This window comes from Amycolatopsis sp. TNS106, from assembly GCF_019330265.1.
Classification (GTDB): domain Bacteria; phylum Actinomycetota; class Actinomycetes; order Mycobacteriales; family Pseudonocardiaceae; genus Amycolatopsis; species Amycolatopsis lurida.
Map to the genome: position 1 here is coordinate 8,488,994 of NZ_CP024972.1, position 23,199 is coordinate 8,512,192.

At 69.6% G+C, this 23,199-nt stretch carries 16 protein-coding genes and 1 pseudogene; 15 read left to right on the forward strand and 2 right to left on the reverse strand.

The window, feature by feature from the left end; genetic code table 11:
* Together CVV72_RS39450 and CVV72_RS39455 are read left to right on the forward strand one after the other, a co-directional pair.
* A complete protein-coding gene (locus CVV72_RS39450; protein WP_219149711.1) occupies positions 1-1,002 on the forward strand; it encodes a Gfo/Idh/MocA family oxidoreductase in 1,002 nt (333 codons plus the stop codon).
* Positions 1,003-1,409: 407 nt separating this feature from the next.
* Complete coding sequence (locus CVV72_RS39455) at positions 1,410-1,937, forward strand: hypothetical protein (RefSeq protein ID WP_219149713.1); 528 nt, start codon at positions 1,410-1,412, stop codon at positions 1,935-1,937.
* On the opposite strand, the gene CVV72_RS39460 is transcribed toward CVV72_RS39455, so the two are convergent.
* Positions 1,934-4,912, reverse strand: coding sequence for a BTAD domain-containing putative transcriptional regulator (locus CVV72_RS39460; RefSeq protein WP_219149715.1), 2,979 nt, complete (start codon positions 4,910-4,912; stop codon positions 1,934-1,936). The two genes, CVV72_RS39455 and CVV72_RS39460, sit on opposite strands and share 4 nt — an antisense overlap.
* Positions 4,913-5,328: 416 nt before the next feature.
* Between CVV72_RS39460 and CVV72_RS39465 the strand changes: the two genes are divergently transcribed.
* The 4 genes from CVV72_RS39465 to CVV72_RS39480 are packed head-to-tail and all read left to right on the forward strand — an operon-like array spanning position 5,329 to position 8,317.
* A complete protein-coding gene (locus tag CVV72_RS39465) occupies positions 5,329-5,724 on the forward strand; it encodes a GntR family transcriptional regulator (protein WP_125673252.1) in 396 nt (131 codons plus the stop codon).
* The gene (locus tag CVV72_RS39470) at positions 5,721-6,584 is read left to right on the forward strand and encodes an ABC transporter ATP-binding protein (protein WP_219149717.1); all 864 of its coding nucleotides are present in this window, start codon (positions 5,721-5,723) and stop codon (positions 6,582-6,584) included. The genes CVV72_RS39465 and CVV72_RS39470 overlap by 4 nt, the downstream gene beginning before the upstream one ends.
* Before the next feature lie 9 nt (positions 6,585-6,593).
* The gene (locus tag CVV72_RS39475) at positions 6,594-7,382 is read left to right on the forward strand and encodes an ABC transporter permease (RefSeq protein WP_219149719.1); all 789 of its coding nucleotides are present in this window, start codon (positions 6,594-6,596) and stop codon (positions 7,380-7,382) included.
* Between the two features lie 14 nt (positions 7,383-7,396).
* Positions 7,397-8,317 (forward strand): ABC transporter permease, encoded by a 921-nt coding sequence (locus tag CVV72_RS39480; RefSeq protein ID WP_219149721.1) that lies wholly within the window; start codon positions 7,397-7,399, stop codon positions 8,315-8,317.
* 20 nt (positions 8,318-8,337) lie between these two features.
* Here CVV72_RS39480 and asnB read toward each other — a convergent pair.
* Positions 8,338-10,171: pseudogene (gene asnB, locus CVV72_RS39485) on the reverse strand (asparagine synthase (glutamine-hydrolyzing)).
* 344 nt (positions 10,172-10,515) lie between these two features.
* On the opposite strand from asnB, the gene kdpF reads away from it, so the two are divergent.
* The 9 genes from kdpF (at position 10,516) to smc (ending at position 23,173) form a co-directional block, all read left to right on the forward strand.
* Positions 10,516-10,617: a K(+)-transporting ATPase subunit F gene (gene kdpF, locus CVV72_RS39490; RefSeq protein ID WP_020630647.1), complete on the forward strand. Its 102-nt coding sequence runs from the start codon at positions 10,516-10,518 to the stop codon at positions 10,615-10,617.
* A gap of 37 nt (positions 10,618-10,654) precedes the next feature.
* Entirely contained in the window at positions 10,655-12,316 is a 1,662-nt protein-coding gene (kdpA, locus tag CVV72_RS39495; RefSeq protein WP_219149723.1) for a potassium-transporting ATPase subunit KdpA, read from the forward strand.
* Entirely contained in the window at positions 12,313-14,406 is a 2,094-nt protein-coding gene (kdpB, locus tag CVV72_RS39500; RefSeq protein WP_219149725.1) for a potassium-transporting ATPase subunit KdpB, read from the forward strand. Before kdpA ends, kdpB begins: the two co-directional genes overlap by 4 nt.
* Before the next feature lie 3 nt (positions 14,407-14,409).
* Positions 14,410-15,021: a potassium-transporting ATPase subunit C gene (locus CVV72_RS39505; RefSeq protein ID WP_219149727.1), complete on the forward strand. Its 612-nt coding sequence runs from the start codon at positions 14,410-14,412 to the stop codon at positions 15,019-15,021.
* Positions 15,022-15,026: 5 nt separating this feature from the next.
* A complete protein-coding gene (locus CVV72_RS39510; protein ID WP_219149729.1) occupies positions 15,027-17,612 on the forward strand; it encodes a sensor histidine kinase KdpD in 2,586 nt (861 codons plus the stop codon).
* On the forward strand, positions 17,609-18,310 hold the full coding sequence (locus CVV72_RS39515) for a response regulator (protein WP_034321063.1): 702 nt from the start codon (positions 17,609-17,611) through the stop codon (positions 18,308-18,310). Before CVV72_RS39510 ends, CVV72_RS39515 begins: the two co-directional genes overlap by 4 nt.
* A gap of 103 nt (positions 18,311-18,413) precedes the next feature.
* On the forward strand, positions 18,414-18,944 hold the full coding sequence (locus tag CVV72_RS39520) for a hypothetical protein (protein WP_255632406.1): 531 nt from the start codon (positions 18,414-18,416) through the stop codon (positions 18,942-18,944).
* A 253-nt stretch (positions 18,945-19,197) separates the two neighbouring features.
* On the forward strand, positions 19,198-19,485 hold the full coding sequence (locus CVV72_RS39525; RefSeq protein WP_219149731.1) for an acylphosphatase: 288 nt from the start codon (positions 19,198-19,200) through the stop codon (positions 19,483-19,485).
* A gap of 88 nt (positions 19,486-19,573) precedes the next feature.
* On the forward strand, positions 19,574-23,173 hold the full coding sequence (gene smc, locus CVV72_RS39530; protein ID WP_034321058.1) for a chromosome segregation protein SMC: 3,600 nt from the start codon (positions 19,574-19,576) through the stop codon (positions 23,171-23,173).
* Positions 23,174-23,199 lie beyond the last annotated feature (26 nt).

Below are 23,199 nucleotides of genomic sequence, written 5' to 3' on the forward strand. Positions count from 1 at the left end.
ATGAGGTTGGGACTCGCCGGCACCGGCCGGATCGGCACTTCGCACGCCGAGACCTTGAAGAGCTTCGACGAGGTTTCCTCCGTGGTCGTCGCCGACGTCGACGCCGCGCGTGCCCAGGCCGCCGCGGCGAAACTCGGCGTCGAAGCGGCAGCGGACATCCCCTCGCTGTTCGCGTCCTCTTTGGACGGACTGGTGATCGCCGCCGCGACGGACGCCCATCCGGAACTGATCCTCCAGGCCGTGGACGCGGGTATCCCGGTGTTCTGCGAGAAGCCGGTCGCCGCCGACATCCCGGGAACGCTCGCGGTGATCGACAAGATCTCCGGTGCCGACGTACCGGTGCAGATCGGTTTCCAGCGCAGGTTCGACGCCGGCTACGCCGCGGCCAGAGCGGCGGTGGCCTCGGGGGAACTCGGCTGGCTGCACACCTTGCGCGCGACCACATTCGACCCGGCACCGCCGCCGGCCGAGTACGTCGCGCACTCCGGCGGCCTGTTCCGCGACTGCGGCGTGCACGACTTCGACGTCGTCCGGTTCGTGAGCGGCCGCGAGGTCGTCGAGGTCTACGCGGTCGGGGCCAACAAGGGTGAGCGGTTCTTCGTCGACGCCGGCGACGTCGACACCGCGGCCGCGACCCTGACGCTCGACGACGGGACACTGGCGGTGGTTTCGCTGACGCGCTACAACGGCGCGGGCTACGACGTCCGGCTGGAAGTCCTCGGCTCGGCGGGCAACGCCGTGGTGGGCCTGGACGACCGCGCGCCGCTGACCTCAGTGGAACCCGGTGTCCAGCCGTTGCCCGGCCCGGCCTATCCCGGTTTCATGGAACGGTTCCGCCCCGCGTACGTCAGCGAACTGAAGGCGTTCCTCGACGTCGCCGCCGGTCGCGCGCCGAGCCCGTGCGGTGCGGCGGACGCGCTGGAGGCGTTCTACATCGCCGAGGCGTGCGAGGTCTCCCGGCGCGAACGCCGCCCGGTCCGCGTGGACGAGGTCCGCGTCTGACCACGACCCGCGAGTCGGCCTTCTGATCACGCGTGTCGTCCGTCCAGTCACGCGAGATGTCCACTCGCGCACCCGGCGTACATACCTGAGACACGGTCAGCTCTAGTGACCCGAAGAAGTCACGAGTACTTGCCGCCGGTGCCACATGCGAAGGTCGGATTTCCTCAGCCGAGCACTCACGGCCGTGTCGCGAAAGCCACTTTCGGGACATCCAACGTCCCGAAAGTGGCTTTCGCGACACGGGCCAGGCCGACCTCGCCGCCTGCGCCACACCCCGCACGGACTCGCCGCACGGGCGAAGGCAGGTTCCTGCCACAAGCAGCCCGCCGCGAGCCACTTTTCGCTACCGTGGCCCCCGAACCACGACAGGCGGCCGGTTCGTGCCGCCGAACGCGCGAGGAGTGCGGATGCAGCCGAATCCACCGCGGCCCGGCTTTCCGCAGCCCGGTCCGCCGACGCCGAGCGGACCTCCGCCGTGGGGCCAGACGGCACGGCCCAAGCCGCGGGCCAACATGCCGGCCGCGGTGACAGCCGGCATCCTGGCGCTGCTCGCCGCCGCCATGCTCGTCTGGTTCGCGCTCTACAACGTCATCGTCGCCACGGAGTCGGACGGCCGCCCGTCGGCTATCACGGTGCAGAACATGGTCAGCGGCGTCGTCTCCGCCGTGGTCCTGGTGATCGCGGCGGCGTTCACGTTCGCCCGCCGGATTCCCGGCGCGTGGACTCTGTTCGGGCTTTGCGTGTTCTACGTGGTCGCGGTCTTCGTGGGGACGCCCCTGGTGTGGGGCACGTCCTTCGGCGCTCAGGTCAAGTGGCTCTTCAGCTTCGACGACAGTGACAGCACCGCCATGGCGCTGACGATCATCCTCGCCGTCCTGACCGCCATCGCCGCGGCGATCGCCGGTAGCGTGAAGTCGTACGACACCAAGAACTAGAGCTCGTCCAGGATCAGCTTGGCGCGTTCCTCGACGAGCCGGTAACCGGAGCGTGCGGCGAGCTCTTGGGCCAGCTCGCCGTGTGTCCGGGCTTCCGCGTGCTTTCCCAGTTTCAGCAGGGTTTCCGCGAGCCCGGTCCGTGCGGCGGCCTCGCACCAGTAGAAACTGGTCGTGCGCGCGATGGACAACGCGAGCCGGTGGTGCTCGGCCGCCTCCTCGGGCAGGCCGAGCCGCAGGCAGACCTCGCCGAGCCCGACGAGCGTCCAGGCTTCGGTGCCCCGGTCGCCGATCTTGCGGGTGAGTTCGACGGCTTCGAGCGCGTCCACGCGGTTCTGCTCGCTCGGGTCTCGCCTGCTTTCGAGGACGGCCCTGCCGGACAGCGCCGTCGCCTCGCCGTAGGTGTAGCCCAGCTCGCGATTGGCCGCGAGCGCGCGGGTGTAGAAGTCGTAGGCGTCGTCGAGGAGGCCGAGGTCGCGGTGCACGTTGCCGAGGTCGACCAGCAGCACCGCGACGCTGAACCGGGCGCCGTCCCGTTCGGAGACCGCGAGCGCGCGGGTGAAGTTGGCGAGCGCCTCGTCGAGCTGACCCGTCTGCCAGTACGGGAAACCGAGGTTCGCCAGCGCCATCGACACGGCGGGCATGCTCAGTTCTTCGCACAGCCGCAGGGATTCCAGTCCGCAGCGGATCGCCTCCTGCGGGTCGCCGAGACGCTGGTGCACCGCGCTGAGATTGTTGAGCACGGCCGCGCGGCCGGCGTCCCAGCCGTCGAGGAGATCACCGCGCAGGGCACTGGTGAGGTGTTCGCGGGCTTCGTCGTAGCGGCCGCTGTTGACGCAGGCCAGCGCGATGCTCAGGTGCATCGCGGCCTGAGCCTGCCCCGCGCCGCTGCGGCGGGCGGCCTTGAGGGCGGTCGAGGCCGTGTCGATCCATTCCGCGTGATGCCCGCGCTGGTGGAAGAAGGCGCGGAGCGCGTCGGCGAGATGCCACGAGAACTCGGGCGGGCCGTGTTCGGCGCTGTGCTCGACGGCGGCGGCGAGGTTCGGCCACTCGGCGTCCAGCCAGGCCAGTGCCTCTTCGGTGTCGGCGAAGGGATTGTCCGCCGGTTCTTCGCGCGGCAGGCGCAGAAAGTGCGGGATGAGGGCCCGCCCCGCGGCGTCGGCGGTGCTCAGGTAGCTCTCGAAGAGCCGTCTCTCCGCCGCGTCACGCTCGGCCTTCGAGTCCTCCGACAGCGTGCGGCCCGCCGCGAAACTGCGGAGGAGATCGTGGAACCGGTAGCGCCCCGGGGTGTAGCGCTCGACCAGGTGCGCCGCCGCGAGCGCTTTGAGCTGCTGGTTCGCCTTCGCATGCGGAACGCCGGTCAGCGCCTGCGCGGCGGGAGCGGTGAACGTCTGGCCGGGAACCAGCGCGAGACGGCGGAACAGCTCGCGGTGCTCCTCGAGAAGTGCCCGGTAGGAGACGCCGAACGCCGTGGTCACGGCACTTTCCTCGGCTCCGTCGACGGTCAGCTCCGCCAGCGGGTCACCACCGGCGAGCTCGCGGGCGAGTTCGGCGATCTCGGGTTCGCCGCTGGCACCGAGGTTGGCCGCCGCGATCCGGAGGGCGAGCGGGAGATGCCCGCACAGCCGCGCCAGTTCCGCGGCCGCGACGGCCTCGGCGGCGACGGTTTCGCTGCCGAGCACGGCTTCCAGCAGATGCCGCGCGTCCTCGGCGGGCAGCACGGACAGCGGAAGCGCGCGGGCGCCGGTGCGGGCGATGAGGTCACCGAGCCGTTGGCGGCTGGTGACCAGCACGGTGCCCGAAGGCGGCAGCAGCGGCAGCACCTGGCCGCTGTCGCGGACGTTGTCGAGTACCAGCAGCACCCGGCTGTCGGCGAGGAGGGAACGGAGCAACGCGGCCCGCGTGTCGGTGTCCGGCGGGATGGCCTTGGGCGCGGTGCCGAGTGCCTGCAGGAGCTGGGTGAGAGCGACGGCCGGGGTGAGCGGTTCGTGGTCGGGGTCGAAGCCGCGCAGGTCCAGATAGAGCTGGCCGTCGGGGAACGCGTCGCGGACGCGGTGGGCCCAGCGGACCGCGAGCGCGGTCTTGCCGACGCCGGCGGTGCCGCTGATGACCCAGATGTCGGTGCCCTCGCCCGGATGCCGGGTCCCCTCGTCGAGCCGGTGCAGTTCGGCCGCGCGTCCGGCGAACCCCCGGACGTCGTGCGGCAATTGGGCCGGGCGGACCGGCTCGGGCCTGGTCGCGGGTTCGAGCGCGGGATCGGCGGCGAGGATGGCGGCTTCCAGCCGTCGCAGCTCGGGGGAGGGATCGAGGCCCAGCTCGGTACCGAGCCGGCCTCGCAGAGCACGGAACGCCTCGAGAGCGTCGTCGGTGCGGCCTTCGCGGTGCAGCGCGAGCATGAGCTGCCCGACGAATCGCTGCCGCAGCGGGTGCGCGGCGACCAGCTCGGTCAGCTCCGCGAGGACCTGCCTGCCGCGGCCGAGCCGCAGCTGCGCTTCGGCGCGATCTTCGAGCGCGGTCCAGCGTGCCTCGTTCATGCCGCCGCGGAGCCGTTGGGCGACCTCGCCGCTCACCACATCGGACAACGCTTCGCCACGCCACAGACCGAGCGCCTCGTCCCAAAGCTCCACGGCGGTCTCGTCGTCGGCGTCACGGGCCCGCGCGGTCAGCTCGGTGAACCGGTGCAGGTCGACCTGACGCGGGTCGACCTTGAGCAGGTACCGGGTCCCCTCGGAGACGATCTCCGGCCCGCCCGCGCCGCGGAACACCGCACGCAGCCTGGACACCAGCGCTTGAACGGTGTTCCGTGCGCTGGCAGGGGGTTCTTCGGGCCAGAGCAGGTCGATGATCCGGTCGCGCGGCACCGGCTTCCCCGCCTCCAGCAGCAGAACCGCCAGTACGAGCCGCTGTTTGGGCGAGCCGAGATCGACCGCAACGCCACCGGCCCACGCCTCGACGGCGCCGAGGACGCGGAACTCCACGCGGCCACCTCCGCTCACCCTCGTCAGAGCCTGCAAGCGTAGTGCAAGCGCCCTGCATCCGGACGGCGTGATCCTTGCCTGGTGTCCACCGAGGACCCGTCGCCGGAACCGTGCCCAACCAACCAGACGGGCAGGACCCCCCATTCGGTTCCGGTACGACGGTGGACACCTCCACCTTGCACAGGCACCGCCATCTGACGGCGGTGGGGGTTGGGGGTAGTGCCAGCTCGACGTCTTCCCCCCGTGTCGTCGAACTGGCGCTTCTTCTTGATGGGGCTGGGGTTTTCCGTGAAGGCCCCCTTGAGGGATCCAGAGTCCCTCAAGGGGGCCTTCGCGTCTTTTCCGCGTGATCACTTGACAGGCGAACCAGTCTGCCCGCACCCTTTCACTACTTAATTAGTGAAAGGGTGTTGCCAGTGGTCACCTTCCACCTGGACAAAGGCTCGGGCGTCGCGACGTACGTCCAGCTCGTCCAGCAGGTCAAAAACGCCCTCCGCCTGGGGTTGCTGGAACCGGGAGACCGGCTGCCGACGGCGAAGGAAGTGGTCGCCGAGCTGGCGATCAATCCCAACACCGTCCTCAAGGCCTATCGCGAGCTGGAGCGTGAAGGGCTCGTCGAGGGGAAGCCGGGCCTCGGCACCTTCGTCCAGAAGACGCTCGGAGGCGCTTCGTTCGCGGAGCACACCCGCTTGCGGAAGAGCCTCGGAGCGTGGGTCCGCGACGCGCGTGAGTCGGGGCTGGATCAGGAAGACGTCGAGGCGCTGTTCACCTCGGTGGTGGTCGATGGCTTTCGAGGGGAGCGGACGGCATGACCGATGAACCCGTCATCGAGGCGACCGGACTCGGCAAGCGCTACCGCCGCAAGTGGGCGCTGCGCGACTGTTCCCTCGCCGTCCCGAAAGGCCGCGTCGTCGCCCTGGTCGGGCCCAACGGCGCGGGCAAGACGACCTTCCTGCACCTGGCCGTCGGACTGCTCGACGCGACCCTCGGCTCGGTCTCGGTCCGGGGCACCGCCGCTTTCCTCGCGCAGGACAAGCCGCTGTACTCCGGCTTCAGCATCGCGGAGATGCTCAAGTTCGGCAGACGCCTGAACCCGGGATGGGACGACGAGTTCGCGCTCAAGCGCATCGATTCGCTCGGGCTTCCCCTGAAACACAAGGTCGGCAAGCTCTCCGGCGGGCAACGCGCGCAGGTCGCGCTCACCCTCGCCCTCGCGAAACGCCCGGACCTCCTGGTGCTCGACGAGCCGCTCGCGAATCTCGACCCGCTGGCCCGCCACGAGGTCATGCGCGGCCTGATGGAGGCCGTCGCCGAAACCGGGATGACCGTCCTCCTCTCGTCCCACGTCGTCTCCGACCTGGAGAACACCTGCGACTGGCTGATCGTCCTCAACGGCGGCCGCGTCCAGGTCAGCGGCGACATCGACGAACTCGTCGCCGGGCACCGGACCTTCGTCGGCCCCGTGGAGGAGGCCGACGCGCTGGGCAGGCGCGTCGCGATCGTGGACGAGGCAAGGGCCGGCCGGCAGGCGACCGTTTTCGCCCGCACCGAAACGGTTCCGCTGGGGCCACAGTGGACCGAGCGGCCGGCGAACCTGGAAGAGCTGGTGCTCGCCTACCTGCGGCGTCCCGAATCCGCGAGCCTGCCTCGCCCGACACTGACTTCGGCGTAAGGGGGAACGATGCTCTGGCTCACCTACCGACAGCACCGGATGCAGCTGCTGATCACCGCGGGTCTGCTCGTCGCCGTCGGGATCGTCCTGCTGGTCAACGGGAACGCCGCGGCGGACAGCCCGGCTCCGGCGAAGCTGTTCGCGGATCTCTACCAGTACCTTTCCTGGCTTCAGGTCGTCCCGGTGGCGATCGGTGTCTTCTGGGGCGCGCCACTGGTCGCGGCCGAATTCGAACGCGGCACCACGAAACTCGCCTGGACCCAGTCGATCTCACGGTTCCATTGGCTCGGGGTGAAACTGGGCCTCCTCGCCGTTCTCGCGACCCTCGGCGGTCTCGCGTTCGGCGCGATGATGCAGCGCTGGGTGGCGGTCTTCCCCACCGATCGCGGCGACACCGCCTTCACCAGCCGGTTCGACAACCCGGTCCTGTTCGCGATGACCGGCGTCGCTCCCGGCGCGTGGTGGCTCTTCGGGTTCGTGCTCGGCACCGCGGCGGGGGCGCTCATCCGCAAGACCCTGCCCGCCATCGCCGTCACCATCGCGGTGTCGGTGGGCTTGATGATCGGCGTGAGCAACGTCCGTGACCTCTACGCGGAACCCCGGCTCGTCGCGCTGGGCACGGAACCCGTGGGCCGGGTGGTCGAAATGGTCAGGGACGCCGCCGGGGAGATCACCGCGCTCAAGGTCCTGCCCGCGGACTGGTACTGGCGCTTCCAGTGGACCGAAGCCGCGATCCTGACGGGTGTCTCACTCCTGCTCACCGTCGCCGCCACCTTCGCCATCCGCCGGCGCTCTTAGAAAGGCACAGCTTCTTGCTCTGGCTCACCTGGCGGCAGCACCGCACCCAGCTGCTCGTCACCCTCGGATTCCTCGCCGTGCTCGGCGGGATCCTGTTCTTGTCCGGACAGATCGCCGCCGACGCCGCGAACGGCAAGACGTCCTTGTACTGTCACGGCGGCGGTGTCCCGTGCCGTGAGTACGACGCGGGATTGGAGGATCTCTATCAGAAGGTCTACCCGCTGGTCGTCCTGGTGCCGTTCGTTCCCTTACTGGCAGGCGTCTTCTGGGGCGCGCCGCTGCTCGCCAGGGAGTACGAGCGCAACACGCACCGGCTCGCGTGGACGCAGTCGGTCGGCCGCAGGCACTGGCTGGCGGTCAAGTTCGGCGTTCTCGCCGGGTGCGCGGTGCTGGCCGGGTTCGCTTCGGGGCAGATGTTCGGCGCGTGGCTGGAAATGTTCCCCGGCAAAGCGGAGAGCTTCGCCGAGACATCCTATTTCGGCGCGCTCGGGATCGCGCCCGCCGCCTGGTGGCTGTTCGCGTTCGTCCTCGGCGCGGCGGCCGGGGCGCTCGTGCGCAAGACCTTGCCCGCCATCGCGATCACCGTCGCGGTGTTCCTGGCGGCTTCGATCGCCTTGCTGCTGCTGAGGCCGCACTACGCCGAGCCGGTACGCACGATCGGCGCGGATCCGGCGGCGAAAGGGGCGTTGATCGTCAAGCTGGGCAGGGTCACGCCGGACGGCCGCGAGATGAACTCGCTGGACGACGTGCCCGGCTGCCCGGTGGGGCTGGGAAAGAACGCGTGCGCTCAGGCGGCGGGATATCAGGACTTCACCGTCTACCAGCCCGTCGACCGGTTCTGGCGGTTCCAGTGGACCGAGGCGGGCATCCTGCTCGCCGCGACCGCGGTGCTCGGGGGCGTCGCGGCAGGGGGAACGGTCCGCCGCCGCCGCTGAGACGGCGGCGGACCGGTACTTCAGTCGAGCTGGAGTTCGGGCCGGTACAGATCGAACCAGTGGTAGAGGTCCAGCGCCCGGTCGATCCCGGAGCGCTGGGCCGACGACATCGTGGCCGGGTCCACTTCGGACACCCGGTGCAGCCAGTCGCGGTCCACCAGCTCGAACACCGGGTTGTCCCGTTCGGTCAGGGCCTCCTTGGCCTGCTGCTGCAACGCGGCCGCGTAGCCGGGGTCCTGAGTGGACGGATACGGGCTCTTGACCCGGTCCCGCACGGACGTCGGCAGCACGTGTTCGGTCGCGTGCCGCAGCAGGCTCTTTTCCCTGCCGTCGAACGTCTTCAGCGACCACGGCGTGTTGTAGACGTACTCGACGAGGCGGTGGTCGCAGAAGGGCACCCGCACCTCGAGCCCGACGGCCATCGACGCACGGTCCTTGCGGTCCAGCAGCATCCGCACGAACCGGCTCAGGTGCAGGTGGCAGACCGTGCGCATCTTGCGGTCCTGCTCGCTCTCGCCGTCGAGGTGCTCGACCTGGGCGACGGCGGTGGCGTACTGGTCGGCGATGTAGCCGGGCAGGTCGAGCTTCTCCTGGACCTCGCCGCGCAGGAGGGCGCCCCGCTCGCTGGTGAGTCCCATCCGGAAGGCGAGCCAGGGGAACGTCCCCGAGTTCACCGCGGCTTCGTCGTGGAACCAGCGGTACCCGCCGAAGACCTCGTCGGCGGATTCGCCGGACAACGCCACCGTCGACTCGGCGCGGATCGCCTTGAACAGCAGGTAAAGCGAGGTGTCCATGTCCCCGAGCCCGGCCGGGATGTCCCGCGCGGCCAGCACCTTGCGGCGGACCTCGGGGTCGCTGAGCTCGGCCGGGTTCAGCACGACGTCCTTGTGGTCGGAGCCGACCAGCCGCGCGACGTCGCGGATGAAGGGCGAGTCCGGGGTGTCCCGCACCTCGTCCGGCTGGAAGTTCTCCTCCTGGCCCTGGAAGTCGACGGAGAACGTGCGCAGGCGCTCGCCCTGCTCGGCGAGCCGGGCGGCGGCGAGACCGGTGACGGCGCTGGAATCGAGCCCGCCCGACAGCAGGACGCACCGGGGGACATCTGCGATCAGCTGACGGTGCACGATGTCGGTCATCAGCTCGCGCACGCGCTCGACCGTGGTCTCCTGGTCGTCCGTGTGCTGTTTCGCGCCGAGCTTCCAGTACGTCCGCGTGCGGATCCCGGACCGGTCGACGGTGACGATCGTGCCCGGCCCGACCTCGTGCATTCCCTTCCACAGCGACCAGCCCGGAGTCTTGGTCATGGCCATCAGCTCGCGGAGGCCGTCGGTGTCGACCACCTTGCGGGCCAAGGGGTTCGCGAGAATCGCCTTCGGCTCGGAACCGAAGAGGACGCCGTCCCGGGTCGGGTAGTAGTAGAACGGCTTGATACCCATGCGGTCGCGGATCATCACGAGCTTCTCGTCGCGCTCGTCCCAGATCGCGAACGCGTACATGCCGTTGAGGTGGTCGACGACCTCGTCGCCCCACTCCAGGTAGCCGTGGAGCACGACCTCGGTGTCGCTGTCGGTCTCGAACCTGTGTCCGCGCTTGAGAAGTTCTTCGCGCAGCTCGGTGAAGTTGTACGCCTCACCGCTGTAGACCATCGCGGCCCAGCCCGGCTTCGGCCATCGGCTGCCTGCCGCCCGGCAGATCGATGATCGCCAGCCGCCGATGGCCCAGCGCCACGTTCGGCCGCACCCAGGTGCCCGAGTCGTCCGGTCCGCGGCACGCCATGGTCGCGGTCATCGCGTCGACGACCTCACGGCGTTGGGTCAGGTCCGTGTCGAAGGAGACCCACCCGGCGATTCCGCACATCGCTACCTCCCGATGATTAGTTAGCGCATACAACTATCCGTAACACCGGTGTAACACGCTTTGGCGGGCTTGTCTGCCCGAATTGCACGCTCCGTCCGCAGTGCGTCACGGTCTGTGGGGCACGTCACCGGGCATCAAGAAGTCGTAAAGGCACCCGATCGGGGCATCAAGAGGCCGTCAGGCCGCGGTCGCGATGGTCTGTACCAGGCGCAGTGTTGCGGGGTCCTGGTCACCGATGGGGTGACCTGTCCTGAGAGGTGCCTAGTGGCCGACTTGCTCTACGCCGTGCTCCTGATCGGCGTATTCGTGGTTCTCGCCCTGACCCTTCGCGGTCTGGAAAAGCTGTGACCGGCACGGGAACCGTGGCCAACGTCGTCGGCGGACTGCTGGCGCTGGGGCTAATCGTCTATTTGTTCATCGCACTGGTCAGGCCGGAGAAATTCTGATGCGTCCCGACGTACTTGTTCCCGCGGAGGGACTGGAATGACAGACACGATGGCCGGTCTCCTGCAGGCCGGCCTCTTACTCGTCGCGCTCGCCGTGGTCTACCGGCCACTGGGCGACTACATGGCGCGCGTCTTCTCGACCGAGAAGCACCTGAAGGCCGAACGCGGCCTGTACCGCCTGTTCCGGGTGAACCCCGGATCGGAACAGCACTGGAAGACCTACGCGTCCGCCGTGATCGGCTTCTCGTTCGTCTCCGTCGTGCTCCTATACCTGCTGCAGCGGCTTCAGGCGATCCTGCCGTGGAGCCTCGGCAAGGAACCGGTCTCGCCGGCGGTCGCCTTCAACACCGCCGTCAGCTTCGTGACCAACACGAACTGGCAGTCCTACAGCCCCGAAGCGACCATGGGTCACTTCGTGCAGATGGCCGGCCTGACCGTGCAGAACTTCCTGTCCGCGGCCGTCGGGCTCGCGGTCGCCGTCGCGGTGGTCCGCGGTTTCGTCCGCTCGAAGACCGACCGCCTCGGCAACTTCTGGGTGGACCTGACGCGCGGCACGATCCGGATCCTGCTGCCGATCGCGTTCGTGGCGGCGATCGCGCTGATCGCGCTCGGCGTCGTACAGAGCCTCAAGAGCGGCGTCGACGTCCTCAATCCCGACGGCAGTACCAGCAAGATCGCGCTCGCGCCCGCCGCGAGCCAGGAGGCCATCAAGGAACTCGGCACCAACGGCGGTGGCATCTTCAACGCCAACTCGTCGCATCCGTTCGAGAATCCGAACGCCTGGACCAACCTGATCGAGATCTTCCTGATCCTGGTCATCCCGGTTTCGCTCACCCGGACGTTCGGCAAGCTCGTCGGCAACACGAAACAGGGCTACGTCCTGCTTTCGGTGATGGCCGGGCTGTTCACCGCGATGCTCGCGGTGACCTGGTTGTCCGAGGCCAACGCGAGCGGCCCGGCGTCGCTGGCCGCCGGGGCGAACCTGGAAGGCAAGGAACAGCGCTTCGGCATCGGCCTGAGCTCGCTGTTCGCCAACGCCACCACCGGCACGTCGACCGGCGCGGTCAACAGCATGCACGACAGCTACAGCGGGCTCGGCGGCGGAGGCGCGCTGCTCAACATGCTGCTCGGCGAGATCTCGCCGGGCGGGGTGGGCACCGGTCTCTACGGCATCCTCGTGATGGCCGTGATCGCGATGTTCCTCGCCGGGCTGATGGTCGGCCGGACGCCGGAATACCTGGGGAAGAAGCTCGGCAAACGTGAGGTCACCTGCGCGGCGGTCTCGATGCTCGCCATGCCGACGGTGGTGCTGCTCGGCGCCGGGATCGCGCTGATGAACCCCGGCAACCTGGCCGCGTTGAACAACCCGGGCGCACACGGGCTCTCCGAAGTCCTCTACGCCTACGCGTCGGCGGGCAACAACAACGGCAGCGCCTTCGCCGGGATCACCGTCACCAACGACTGGTTCCAGTCCTCGCTCGGCGTCGCCATGCTGCTCGGCCGGTTCGTCCCGATCCTCGCCGTGTTGTGCCTGGCCGGATCCCTCGCCTCGCAGCGGAAGGTCCCGGAGACCGCCGGCACGCTGCCCACCACCGGACCGCTCTTCGGCACGATGCTCGCGGGCACGATCGTGCTCGTCGCGGCCCTCACCTTCATCCCGGCGCTCGCGCTCGGGCCCATCGCAGAGGCACTCGCATGACCGCCACTCAAGAACGCACCCCTGAACAGACGACACAGCACCACGTCGAGAACACCGGCCGGGTCGGCGCGGGGATCTTCAGTCCGCGCCAGTTGCTGACCTCGCTCCCGGAGGCGCTGCGCAAGCTCAACCCCAAGCACCAGCTCGCCAACCCGGTCATGTTCGTGGTGTGGATCGGCTCGGCGCTGACCACGGTCTTCGCGATCACCGATCCGAGTGTGTTCACCATCCTCATCACCATCTGGCTGTGGTTCACCGTCCTGTTCGCGAACCTCGCCGAGGCCGTCGCGGAGGGCCGGGGCAAGGCGCAGGCGGAAACCCTGCGGCGCAGCAAGAAGGAGACCGTCGCCCGCCGTCTCACCGAAGACGGCGACGAGGAAACCGTTCCGGGCACCGACCTGCGCGTCGGTGACCTCGTGGTCGTCGAGGCCGGACAGGTCATCCCGGGTGACGGCGACGTCGTCGAGGGCATCGCGACCGTCGACGAATCGGCCATCACCGGCGAATCGGCCCCGGTCATCCGCGAATCGGGCGGTGACCGGTGCGCGGTCACCGGCGGCACCACCGTGCTCTCGGACCGGGTCGTCGTGAAGATCACCACCAAACCCGGTGAGTCCTTTGTGGACCGCATGATCGCGTTGGTGGAAGGCGCTTCCCGGCAGAAGACGCCGAACGAGATCGCGCTGACGATCCTGCTCTCGACGCTCACGATCATCTTCCTGCTCGCCGTGGTGGCGTTGCAGCCGATGGCGGGCTATTCCGGCAGCCAGCAGTCCGTGATCGTGCTGACCGCGTTGCTGGTCTGCCTGATCCCGACGACGATCGGCGCGCTGCTGTCCGCGATCGGGATCGCCGGGATGGACCGGCTGGTGCAGCGCAACGTGCTCGCCACGAGCGGTCGCGCGGTGGAGGCCGCGGGCGACGTCTCGACGCTGCTGCTGGACAAGACCGGCACGATCACCTTCGGCAACCGCAAGGCCACCGAGCTGATCCCGGTCGGTACGTCCACTGTGGACGACATCGCCAAGGCGGCCCGGTTGTCCAGCCTCGCCGACGGCACGCCGGAAGGCCGCAGCATCGTCGAACTCGTCGCGCGGGAACACGGGCTCGCCGAGACGGCGTCCGGCGACGAGAAGCTCGCGGACTTCGTCGAGTTCACCGCGCAGACCCGGATGAGCGGCATCGACATCGGCGAACGCCAGGTCCGCAAGGGCGCCACCACCGCCGTGCGGGAGTGGGTCCGCGAACGCGGCGGCGACATGCCGGACGAGACCGAACGTGTCGTCGACGAGATCAGCGGGCAGGGCGGCACGCCGCTGGTGGTCGCGGAGTACGACGGCGCGAAGGCGTTCGTGCGCGGCGTGATCCGGCTTTCCGACGTGGTCAAACCGGGAATGAAGGAGCGGTTCGTCCAGCTCCGGGCCATGGGCATCAAGACCGTCATGATCACCGGGGACAACCCGCTCACCGCGAAGGCCATCGCGCGGGACGCGGGCGTCGACGACTACCTCGCCGAGGCCAAGCCCGAAGACAAGATGGCGCTGATCAAGAAGGAGCAGGAGGGCGGGCGGCTGGTCGCGATGACCGGCGACGGCACCAACGACGCCCCGGCCCTCGCGCAGTCCGACGTCGGCGTCGCGATGAACACCGGGACCTCCGCCGCCAAGGAGGCGGGGAACATGGTGGACCTCGACTCCGACCCGACGAAACTGATCGAGATCGTGGAGATCGGCAAGCAGCTGCTGATCACCCGCGGCGCGCTGACCACCTTCAGCGTCGCGAACGACCTCGCGAAGTACTTCGCCATCCTGCCCGCGATGTTCACCGGCATCTTCGCCCAGCTCGGCGCGCTCAACGTCATGCAGCTGGCGACGCCGAAGTCGGCGATCCTGTCGGCGGTCATCTTCAACGCCCTGATCATCGTCGGGCTGATCCCGCTCGCCCTGCGCGGCGTCCGCTACAAGCCGTCGTCGGCCTCGGCGTTGCTGCGCCGGAACCTGCTGGTCTACGGCCTCGGCGGGATCGTCAGCCCGTTCCTCGGGATCTGGCTGATCGACCTGCTCGTCCGTCTCATCCCTGGAATCGGGTGACCCATGAACGCACTGCTGAAGCAGACCCTCGCCGGGCTGCGTGTCCTGCTCGTCTTCACGGTCCTGCTGGGTGTGGTCTACCCCCTGGGGGTCTGGGCGATCTCCCGGATCCCCGGCCTCGAAGGCAACGCGGAAGGCTCGATCATCACCCAGGACGGGCAGGCCGTCGGCTCGTCCCTGATCGGCGTCGACCCGGTCGCGGCGGACCCGGCCAAGGACCCGTGGTTCCACAACCGCCCGTCCGCGGGCTCGAAGGACGCCCTCGGTCCCGGTGACCCGTCGTCGTCCGGCGCGTCGAACAAGGGCCCGTACAACGAGGACCTGGTCGCCGCGATCGGTGAGCGCAAGAAGCTCATCGCCACCCGCGAGGGTGTCCAGGAGTCGCAGGTGCCCGCCGACGCGGTGACGGCGTCGAGCTCCGGGATGGATCCGGCGATCAGCGTCGCCTACGCCGACCTCCAGATCCCGCGAGTGGCCAGGAACACGGGCCTGCCCGAGGAGAAGGTCCGGCAGCTCGTGGCGGAGAACACGAGCGGAGCCGGGATCGGTGTGCCGGGCGTCAATGTGCTGAAGGTCAACTTGGCCGTGCGCGACGCGGCCGGAGGAGCACACTGACAGACGTGGACGAGAACACGACCAAGCCGCGCCGGGGTGAGCTGAGGATCTACCTCGGCGCGGCCCCCGGCGTCGGCAAGACCTACGCGATGCTCGGCGAGGCGCGGCGACGCCTCGACCGGGGCACCGACGTGGTCATCGGCCTGGTCGAGACCCACGGGCGGAAGAAGACCGCGGAGCTCGTCGAGGGACTCGAAACCGTGCCGCGCCGCCGGTCCGCGCACCGGGACCACGAGTTCGAGGAGATGGACCTCGACGCGCTGCTCGCCCGTGCCCCCGAGGTCGCCGTCGTCGACGAACTCGCGCACACCAACGTGCCGGGTTCCCGCAACGAGAAGCGCTGGCAGGACATCGACGAACTGCTCGCCGCCGGGATCGACGTCCTCTCCACGGTCAACGTGCAGCATCTGCAGAGCCTCAACGACGTCGTCGAGCGGATCACCGGCGTCGTCCAGCAGGAGACGGTGCCCGACGAGGTCGTGCGGCGGGCCGAGCAGCTGGAGCTGGTCGACATAACGCCCGAAGCGCTCCGGCGGCGACTGGCGCACGGTAACGTCTATCCGGCCGAGCGCATCGACGCGGCGCTGGGCAACTACTTCCGCCCCGGCAACCTCACCGCGCTGCGGGAACTCGCGCTGCTGTGGGTCGCCGACCAGGTGGACGTCGCCCTGCAGCGGTACCGGGCCGAGCAGAAGATCACCGACACGTGGGAAGCCCGCGAACGGGTGGTCGTCTCCATCACCGGTGGCCCGGAGAGCGAGACGCTCATCCGCCGCGCGAGCCGCATCGCGAACCGCGCGGGCGCCGAACTGCAGGTGCTGCACATCCTGCGCGGCGACGGGCTCGCCGGGATGGGACCGACGGCGGTCGGCAAATACCGGAAACTGACCGAAGAGGTCGGCGCGACCTTCCACACCGTCGTCGGCGACGACGTGCCGACGGCACTGCTCGACTTCGCCCGCGGGGTCAACGCGACCCAGCTGGTGGTCGGGACCTCGCGGCGGTCACGCGTGGCGAGGCTGTTCGACGAGGGCATCGGCGCGGCCGTGGTCCAGCGGTCCGGCCCGATCGACGTCCACATGGTCACGCACGCCGAAGCGGGCGGGCGGCTGCGCGCCCGCTTCACCCGGAGCCCGCTGCCCTCCTCGCGGCGGGTGGCGGGCTGGGCCCTCGCCTTCGTCCTGCCCGTACTGGCGACCTTGCTCGGCGTCCTGCTGGAGGAGCAACTCGACTTCTCGACCGACATGGTCGCCTACATGCTGGCGACGGTGCTCGTCGCGCTCGCGGGCGGGCTCGGGCCCGCGCTCCTGGCCGCGGTGCTTTCGGCGGGGTTGCTCAACTTCTTCTTCACCCCGCCGCTGTACACCCTGACCGTCCACGAGCCGCGCAACGTGATCACGCTGATCGCGATGGTGCTCGTGGCGATCCTCGTCGCCGCGGTCGTCGACACCGCCGCCCGGCGCGCGGCACAGGCCGCGCGGGCGCGGACCGAGGCTGCGTTGCTGGCGTCGTACGCGCGGACGGTGCTCACGCACGCCAACCCGATCGAGCGGCTGCTGGAGAAGGTCCGCGAGAACTTCGGCCTGACTTCGGTGAGCCTGCTGGAAAAGCGGGACGGGAAGTGGAAACGGGTGGCGAACGCCGGCACGGATCCATGCGCCGACCCGGATCAGGCCGACGTCGACATCGCGGTCACCGCCGACGTCCACCTGACGCTGCGGGGCCGCGCGTTGCCCGCGTCGGACCGGGGAGTGCTGGAAGCCGTCGCGGGACAGGCGTTGCTGGCCCTGCGGCAGCAGCGGACGGCGAAGGCGGCCGTCCGCGCCGAGCGCAAGGCCGAAGCCACCGAACTCCGTACAGCCCTGCTGTCGGCCGTCGGCCACGACCTCCGGACGCCGCTGACGTCGATCAAGGCGGCCATCGGCAGCCTGCGCGCGACCGACATCTCACTGTCCGAAGAGGACACCGATGAACTGCTCGAAGCGATCGAGGAATCGGCGGACCGGCTGGCCGGGCTGATCGACAACCTGCTCGACTCCTCCCGGCTGGCGACCGGCGCGGTGCGCCCGCATCTGCGCCCGGTCGGCTACGACGAGGTGGTCTCGCACGCCCTGTCCAATGTGGACAACTCGGCATCGGTCGTCGTCGCGATCGACTCGCGGCTGCCGTCGGTCTGCGCCGATCCCGGCCTGCTGGAACGGGTCGTGGCGAACGTGATCGACAACGCGCTGCGGCACGGCGCGTCCGGCGAGCCGGTGTCCGCCCGCGCCAGCACGCATTCGGACCACGTCGAACTGCGTATCGTCGACCACGGGCGCGGGCTCAAGAAGGGCACCGCGGACTCGGCGTTCGCGCCGTTCCAGCGGCTCGGGGGAGACCGGGACAGCGTGCCCGGCGTGGGACTGGGGCTGTCGGTCGCCAAGGGGTTCACCGAGGCGATGGGCGGGCGGATCCGGGCGGAGGACACGCCCGGCGGCGGGCTCACCGTCGTCATCTCGCTGCCCGCATATGTTGGTCAGGATCCGGAAAAGAGCCTCCTCGCGTTCGACGACGAGGGTCTGGAGAACGAAGAGGAGGAGCGAGTGCGATGAGCGCAGACACCGCGTCGGCGACCGTGCTGGTCGTCGACGACGAACCGCAGATCGTGCGAGCCCTGCGGATCAACCTGTCCGCCCGCGGCTACAAGGTGATCACCGCGCACGACGGGACGGCCGCGCTGAAGGCGGTCGCCGAGACCAAACCCGACGTCGTCGTGCTCGACCTCGGCCTGCCCGATCTCGACGGCACCGAGGTGATCGCCGGGCTGCGCGGCTGGACGACCGTGCCGATCATCGTGCTGTCCGCGCGCGGCGACTCGGCCGACAAGGTTCAGGCCCTCGACGCCGGCGCCGACGACTACGTCACCAAACCCTTCGGCATGGACGAACTGCTGGCGCGGCTGCGGGCCGCCGTGCGCCGCTCGGCGTCGTCCGGTGTGGACGGTGCCGACGCGGTGGTGGACACGGGATCGTTCCGGATCGACCTCGCGGCGAAGAAGGTGCGCCGGGACGGCAAGGAAGTGCACCTCACCAAGACCGAATGGGGCGTGCTGGAACTGCTGGTGCGCAATCGTGGGCGGCTGGTGGCACAGAAGCAGCTGCTGCACGAGGTGTGGGGCCCGACCTACGAGACCGAGTCGCACTATCTGCGCGTGTATCTGGCGCAACTGCGGCGGAAGCTGGAACCGGAACCCTCTCGGCCGCGGCACTTGCTGACGGAGCCGGGGATGGGCTACCGCTTCGAAATGTGAGGCTCGTCGGGGCTGTGGCCCAGAATTCCGTGAAGGCCTCCTTGAGGGACTCTGGGTCCCTCAAGGAGGCCTTCACGGACCGAAGTCTTACTGGGCGCTGCTCGTGGACGTGTCGGTACCCGAGGTGCTGGACCGGCCCGGCGAGGAGTCGGGGGCGCCGCTGGTGCTGGAGCCGCCACCCGGAGGGCTGGACGGGGGATCCGACGGATCCGACGACGGCGGCGTCGACGTGTTCGGCGTGGTCGTGGGAGTCGTCTTCGTGGTGGTGGGCTTGGTCGGCGTCGGCGGCTGCACCGTGGTGCCGGGGCCGCCGCCCGGGTTCGGCGGAACCACCGGCGGGGGCGGGGTGACGACGCTCGTCGTCTCCTTGCCGTCCGCCCCGACCGAGGTCACCGTGGTCGGCGGCGCCGTCGAGCTGGAAGGCGCGCCCGGGGTCGGCGAGCCGCTGACGGTCATCGGGCCGCCGGGGACGGCGTTGCCCGGGACCAGCTGGACGCCGGCGGGGGCGATGCCCTGTCCGCCGCCGGGGACGCCGGTGCCGCCCGCGGTGGCGGAGACGCCGGGGCTCGCGAGTTCGGCGATCGCGGCGAAGGCCGTCGCCACCACGAGACCGCTGACGCCGAGTACGGCGTAGCCTGCGCGGTTGAGCTTGCCGGTGGCACCGCGCGGGGGTGCCACGGACACGCGTGCGCTCGGATCAGACCCGTCGGGACGGGGCATGTGCTGGCTCCTCGGATGGGGGACTTCGGGGAGTGCGGCTACCCGGGCGAGGTAGCCCAAAGTGGGGACCCGGCGCGGAGATTATCACCGCCGCCTCACCGTCTGCGAACTACAGCGCACGCCGCGCTCACCCTCCGCGTTCATCCGCATGGTGCACGATAGGGAGCGTGAGTGAAGAAGTAACGCACATCAGGCTGACCGCGTGGGTGCACGGCCGGGTGCAGGGTGTCGGTTTCCGCTGGTGGACCCGCAGCAGGGCGCTTGAGCTGGGGTTGGCGGGCAGTGCGGCCAATCTGGCAGACGGGCGTGTCGAGGTCATAGCGGAGGGTGATCGTGACCACTGTGAGCGGCTTTTGGCCGTTTTGCGTTCCGGGGAATCACCCGGAAGTGTGGATCACGTCGTCGAGCGGTGGTCGCCGGCGAAAGGCGGGCTTCGCGGGTTCGTGGAGCGCTGAGGCCCCGCGTCCCACGCTCACCGTGAGCACACAGGTAGCCTGGGTCGATTGAAAGACCGGTTCCCGCAGCCAGAGGGGTCAGCACGACGTGCACCTGAAGAGCCTGACGCTCAAGGGCTTCAAGTCCTTCGCCTCGGCGACGACGTTGCGTTTCGAGCCGGGCATCACCTGCGTGGTCGGACCGAACGGGTCCGGCAAGTCGAACGTCCTCGACGCGCTCCGCTGGGTCATGGGCACCCAGGGCGCGAAGGACCTGCGCGGCGGCAAGATGGAGGACGTCATCTTCGCCGGGACCGCCGGCCGTGCCCCGCTCGGGCGCGCCGAGGTCACCTTGACCATCGACAACGCCGACGGCGCGCTGCCCATCGAGTACTCCGAGGTCTCGATCACCCGCCGGATGTTCCGCGATGGCGCGAGCGAGTACGAGATCAACGGCGACCGCTGCCGCCTGATGGACGTGCAGGAACTGCTGTCGGACTCCGGTATCGGCCGCGAGATGCACGTCATCGTCGGGCAGGGTCAGCTATCGGCCATCCTCGAATCGAAGCCCGAGGAGCGCCGCGCCTTCATCGAAGAGGCCGCAGGTGTCCTCAAGCACCGCAAGCGCAAGGAACAGACCCTGCGCAAGCTCGCGAACATGCAGGGCAACCTCGACCGCCTCGGCGACCTCACCACCGAGCTCCGCCGCCAGCTCAAACCGCTGGGCAAGCAGGCCGAGATCGCCCGCAAGGCGCAGTGGGTGCAGTCCGAGCTGCGCGACGCGCGGTTGCGGCTGTTCGCCCACGACCTGGTCACCCAGCGCGAAGGCATCGCCAAGGAAGAGGCCGACGAGCGCGTCGCCCGTCAGCGGCGCGCCGAAGTCGAGCAGGCCTTGGAGATCGTCGCCGCCGAGGAGGCCGAGCTCGAAGCTTCGCTGGCCGAGGACGCGCCGAAGCTGGCCGCCGCGCAGGAGACCTGGTACAAGCTTTCCGCGCTGACGGAGCGGTTGCGCGGCACCGTGCGGCTCGCTCTGGAGCGTCAGCGCCACCTGTCGTCCGACGTGCAGCAGGCGAGCACCGGCCGCGACCCCGACGAGCTGCTCGCCGAGGCCGAACAGGTCGCCGAACGGGAGCAGGAGCTCAACGAGGCCGTCGCCGAGGCGCGCATGGTGCTTTCGGAGACCGTCCAGCGGCGTGAGCAGCTCGAACACCTCGTCCAGGCCGCGGAGCGCGCGCATATGGCCGCCGTCCGCGCGATCGCCGACCGCCGGGAAGGGCTCGCGAAGCTCTCCGGCCAGGTCGAGGCGCTGCGCAGCAAGAACGGCGCCACCTCCGACGAGATCGACAGGCTCACCGTGTCGCTCGAAGAGGCCGCCGAGCGGGCGGAGATCGCCGTCGAGGAGCTCGAAGAGGCCAAGGCCGCGGGTGGCGTCGAGGAATCCGACGACTCCGACCTGCAGGCCCACCACGACCGCGCGGTCGAGGCCAACAACGCCGCCAAGGCGCGGGTCGAGGAACTGGTCAAGGCCGAGCGTGCCGCCGAACGCGAGATCGCGTCGGAGAAGGCCCGCGTCGAGGCGCTGTCGATGGGGCTGCGCCGCAAGGACGGCGCCGGCGCGCTGCTCGGTGCGCAGCACGAACTGCCGGGTCTGCTCGGTTCGGTCGCCGCGCTGCTCACCGTCGAAGCGGGCCACGAGGTCGCGCTGGCCGCGGCGCTCGGCCCGGTCGCCGACGCGGTCGCGGTCAACGGCGGCGAAGACGCGCTCGCCGCGCTGAAGTTCTTGAAGGACAACGACTCCGGGCGCGCGGGCATTCTGCTCGGCGGTCTGGAATCCACTGTGGACACCAGTGCCTGGCCGTCGCTGCCCGAGGGCGCGCGCTGGGCGCGCGAAGTCGTCACGGCGCCGCCCGCGTTGCGGTCCGCCGTCGAGCACGCGCTCGACCGGGTGGCCATTGTGGACGGTCTGGAGTCCGCGCGGCGGCTCGTCGAGGTGTATCCCGAAGTCAGCACGGTCACGCCCGAAGGCGATGTCTTCGGCGCGCGCTGGGCGGTCGGCGGGTCCGCCCGCAGTGAGAGCGTCATCGAGGTGCAGGCCGCGGTCGACGAGGCGAGCGATCGGCTGAGCGCCGCCGAGCGCGCGCTGGAACGCACCGCCGCGGAACTCGAAGGTGCCCGCGCCGGGCAGGCCGCCCGGCGCGAAGAGGTCGGCAGGGCCAAGGAAGCGCTGGGAGACGCGAAGGTCCGCAAGGCTCGCTCGTCCGAGCGTCTGAACCGGATGCAGCAGGCCGCGCGCGCCGCGCAGGCCGAAATGGACCGGCTGAGCAACCAGCGCGCCAAGGTCGAGCAGAGCCGCGAAGAAGCGTTGCGGCAGCTAGCCGAACTCGAAGAGCGCCTGGCCGCCGTCGCCGACCAGGAGGTCGACGAGGATCCGGACACCGCCGAGCGTGACCAGGCCGCCGAAGACCTCGGCACGGTCCGCCAGGAGGAGATGGAGTCCCGGCTCGCGCTGCGCACCGCCGAGGAGCGCGCGCGGAGCATCCAGGGCAAGGCCGAATCGCTCCGCCGGGCCGCGCACGCCGAGCGGCAGGCGCGCGAACGCGCCGAAAAGTCCAGGGCCGCGCGGAAACGCGGCGCCGAGATCGCCAACGCGGTGGTCAACGGCGGCGAGATCGCGCTGGAGCGCATCGAGGTCTCCGTGCAGCGCGCCGCCCACGAACGGGACGAGGCGCAGGCGCAGCGGCAGTCGCGGGAGACCGCGCTGACCCAGGTCCGCAGCAAGGTCCGCGAGCTGACCGGCGAACTGGAGAAGCTCACCGACGCCGTCCACCGTGACGAGGTGCTGCGTGCCGAGCAGCGGCTGCGGTTGGAGCAACTCGAAACCAAGATCGCCGAGGACTTCGGCATCGGTCTCGAGGACCTCGTGTCCGAGTACGGCCCGGATGTCCCCGTGCCGCCGAGCGCGGGGGAGATGGCCGAGTACGAGGCCGCCAAGGAACGCGGCGAGGACGTCACCCCGCCGCCGCCGATGCCGTTCGACCGCGACACCCAGGCACGCCGGGCGAAGCGCGCGGAGAAGGACCTGAGCCTGCTGGGCAAGGTCAACCCGCTGGCGCTGGAGGAGTTCGCGGCGCTGGAGGAGCGGTACAAGTTCCTCTCGACCCAGCTCGAAGACCTCAAGGACACCCGCAAGGACCTCGAAGCCGTCATCAAGCAGGTCGACGAGAAGATCCTCGAGGTCTTCGCGTCCGCCTACGAGGACGTCGCGCGCGAGTTCGAGACGGTGTTCAGCGTGCTGTTCCCGGGCGGTGAGGGGCGCATGGTGCTCACTCAGCCCAACGATCTGCTTTCCACCGGTGTCGACGTCGAAGCGCGCCCGCCGGGCAAGAAGGTCAAGCGGCTCTCGCTGCTCTCCGGTGGCGAGAAGTCGCTCGTCGCCGTCGGCATGCTGGTGGCGATCTTCCGTGCCCGGCCTTCGCCCTTCTACGTCATGGACGAGGTCGAGGCCGCGCTCGACGACACCAACATGCGACGGCTGATCGGGCTGCTGGAGCAGCTGCGGGACTCTTCGCAGCTGATCATCATCACCCACCAGAAGCCGACCATGGAGATCGCCGACGCCCTGTACGGCGTTTCGATGCAGGGTGACGGCATCACGAAGGTGATCTCGCAGCGGCTGCGTACGTCCGAAGAGGAACTCGTCACCTCGTGAGTGGTAAGGACGGTTCTAACCGTCCT

Bases quoted from the DNA above. Each gene is read 5' to 3' on its own strand.
- CVV72_RS39450 (WP_219149711.1), top strand. From the start codon at position 1: ATGAGGTTGGGACTCGCCGGCACCGGCCGGATCGGCACTTCGCACGCC.
- CVV72_RS39455 (WP_219149713.1), top strand. From the start codon at position 1,410: ATGCAGCCGAATCCACCGCGGCCCGGCTTTCCGCAGCCCGGTCCGCCG.
- CVV72_RS39470 (WP_219149717.1), top strand. From the start codon at position 5,721: ATGACCGATGAACCCGTCATCGAGGCGACCGGACTCGGCAAGCGCTAC.
- CVV72_RS39475 (WP_219149719.1), top strand. From the start codon at position 6,594: ATGCTCTGGCTCACCTACCGACAGCACCGGATGCAGCTGCTGATCACC.
- kdpA (WP_219149723.1), top strand. From the start codon at position 10,655: ATGACAGACACGATGGCCGGTCTCCTGCAGGCCGGCCTCTTACTCGTC.
- kdpB (WP_219149725.1), top strand. From the start codon at position 12,313: ATGACCGCCACTCAAGAACGCACCCCTGAACAGACGACACAGCACCAC.
- CVV72_RS39505 (WP_219149727.1), top strand. From the start codon at position 14,410: ATGAACGCACTGCTGAAGCAGACCCTCGCCGGGCTGCGTGTCCTGCTC.
- CVV72_RS39515 (WP_034321063.1), top strand. From the start codon at position 17,609: ATGAGCGCAGACACCGCGTCGGCGACCGTGCTGGTCGTCGACGACGAA.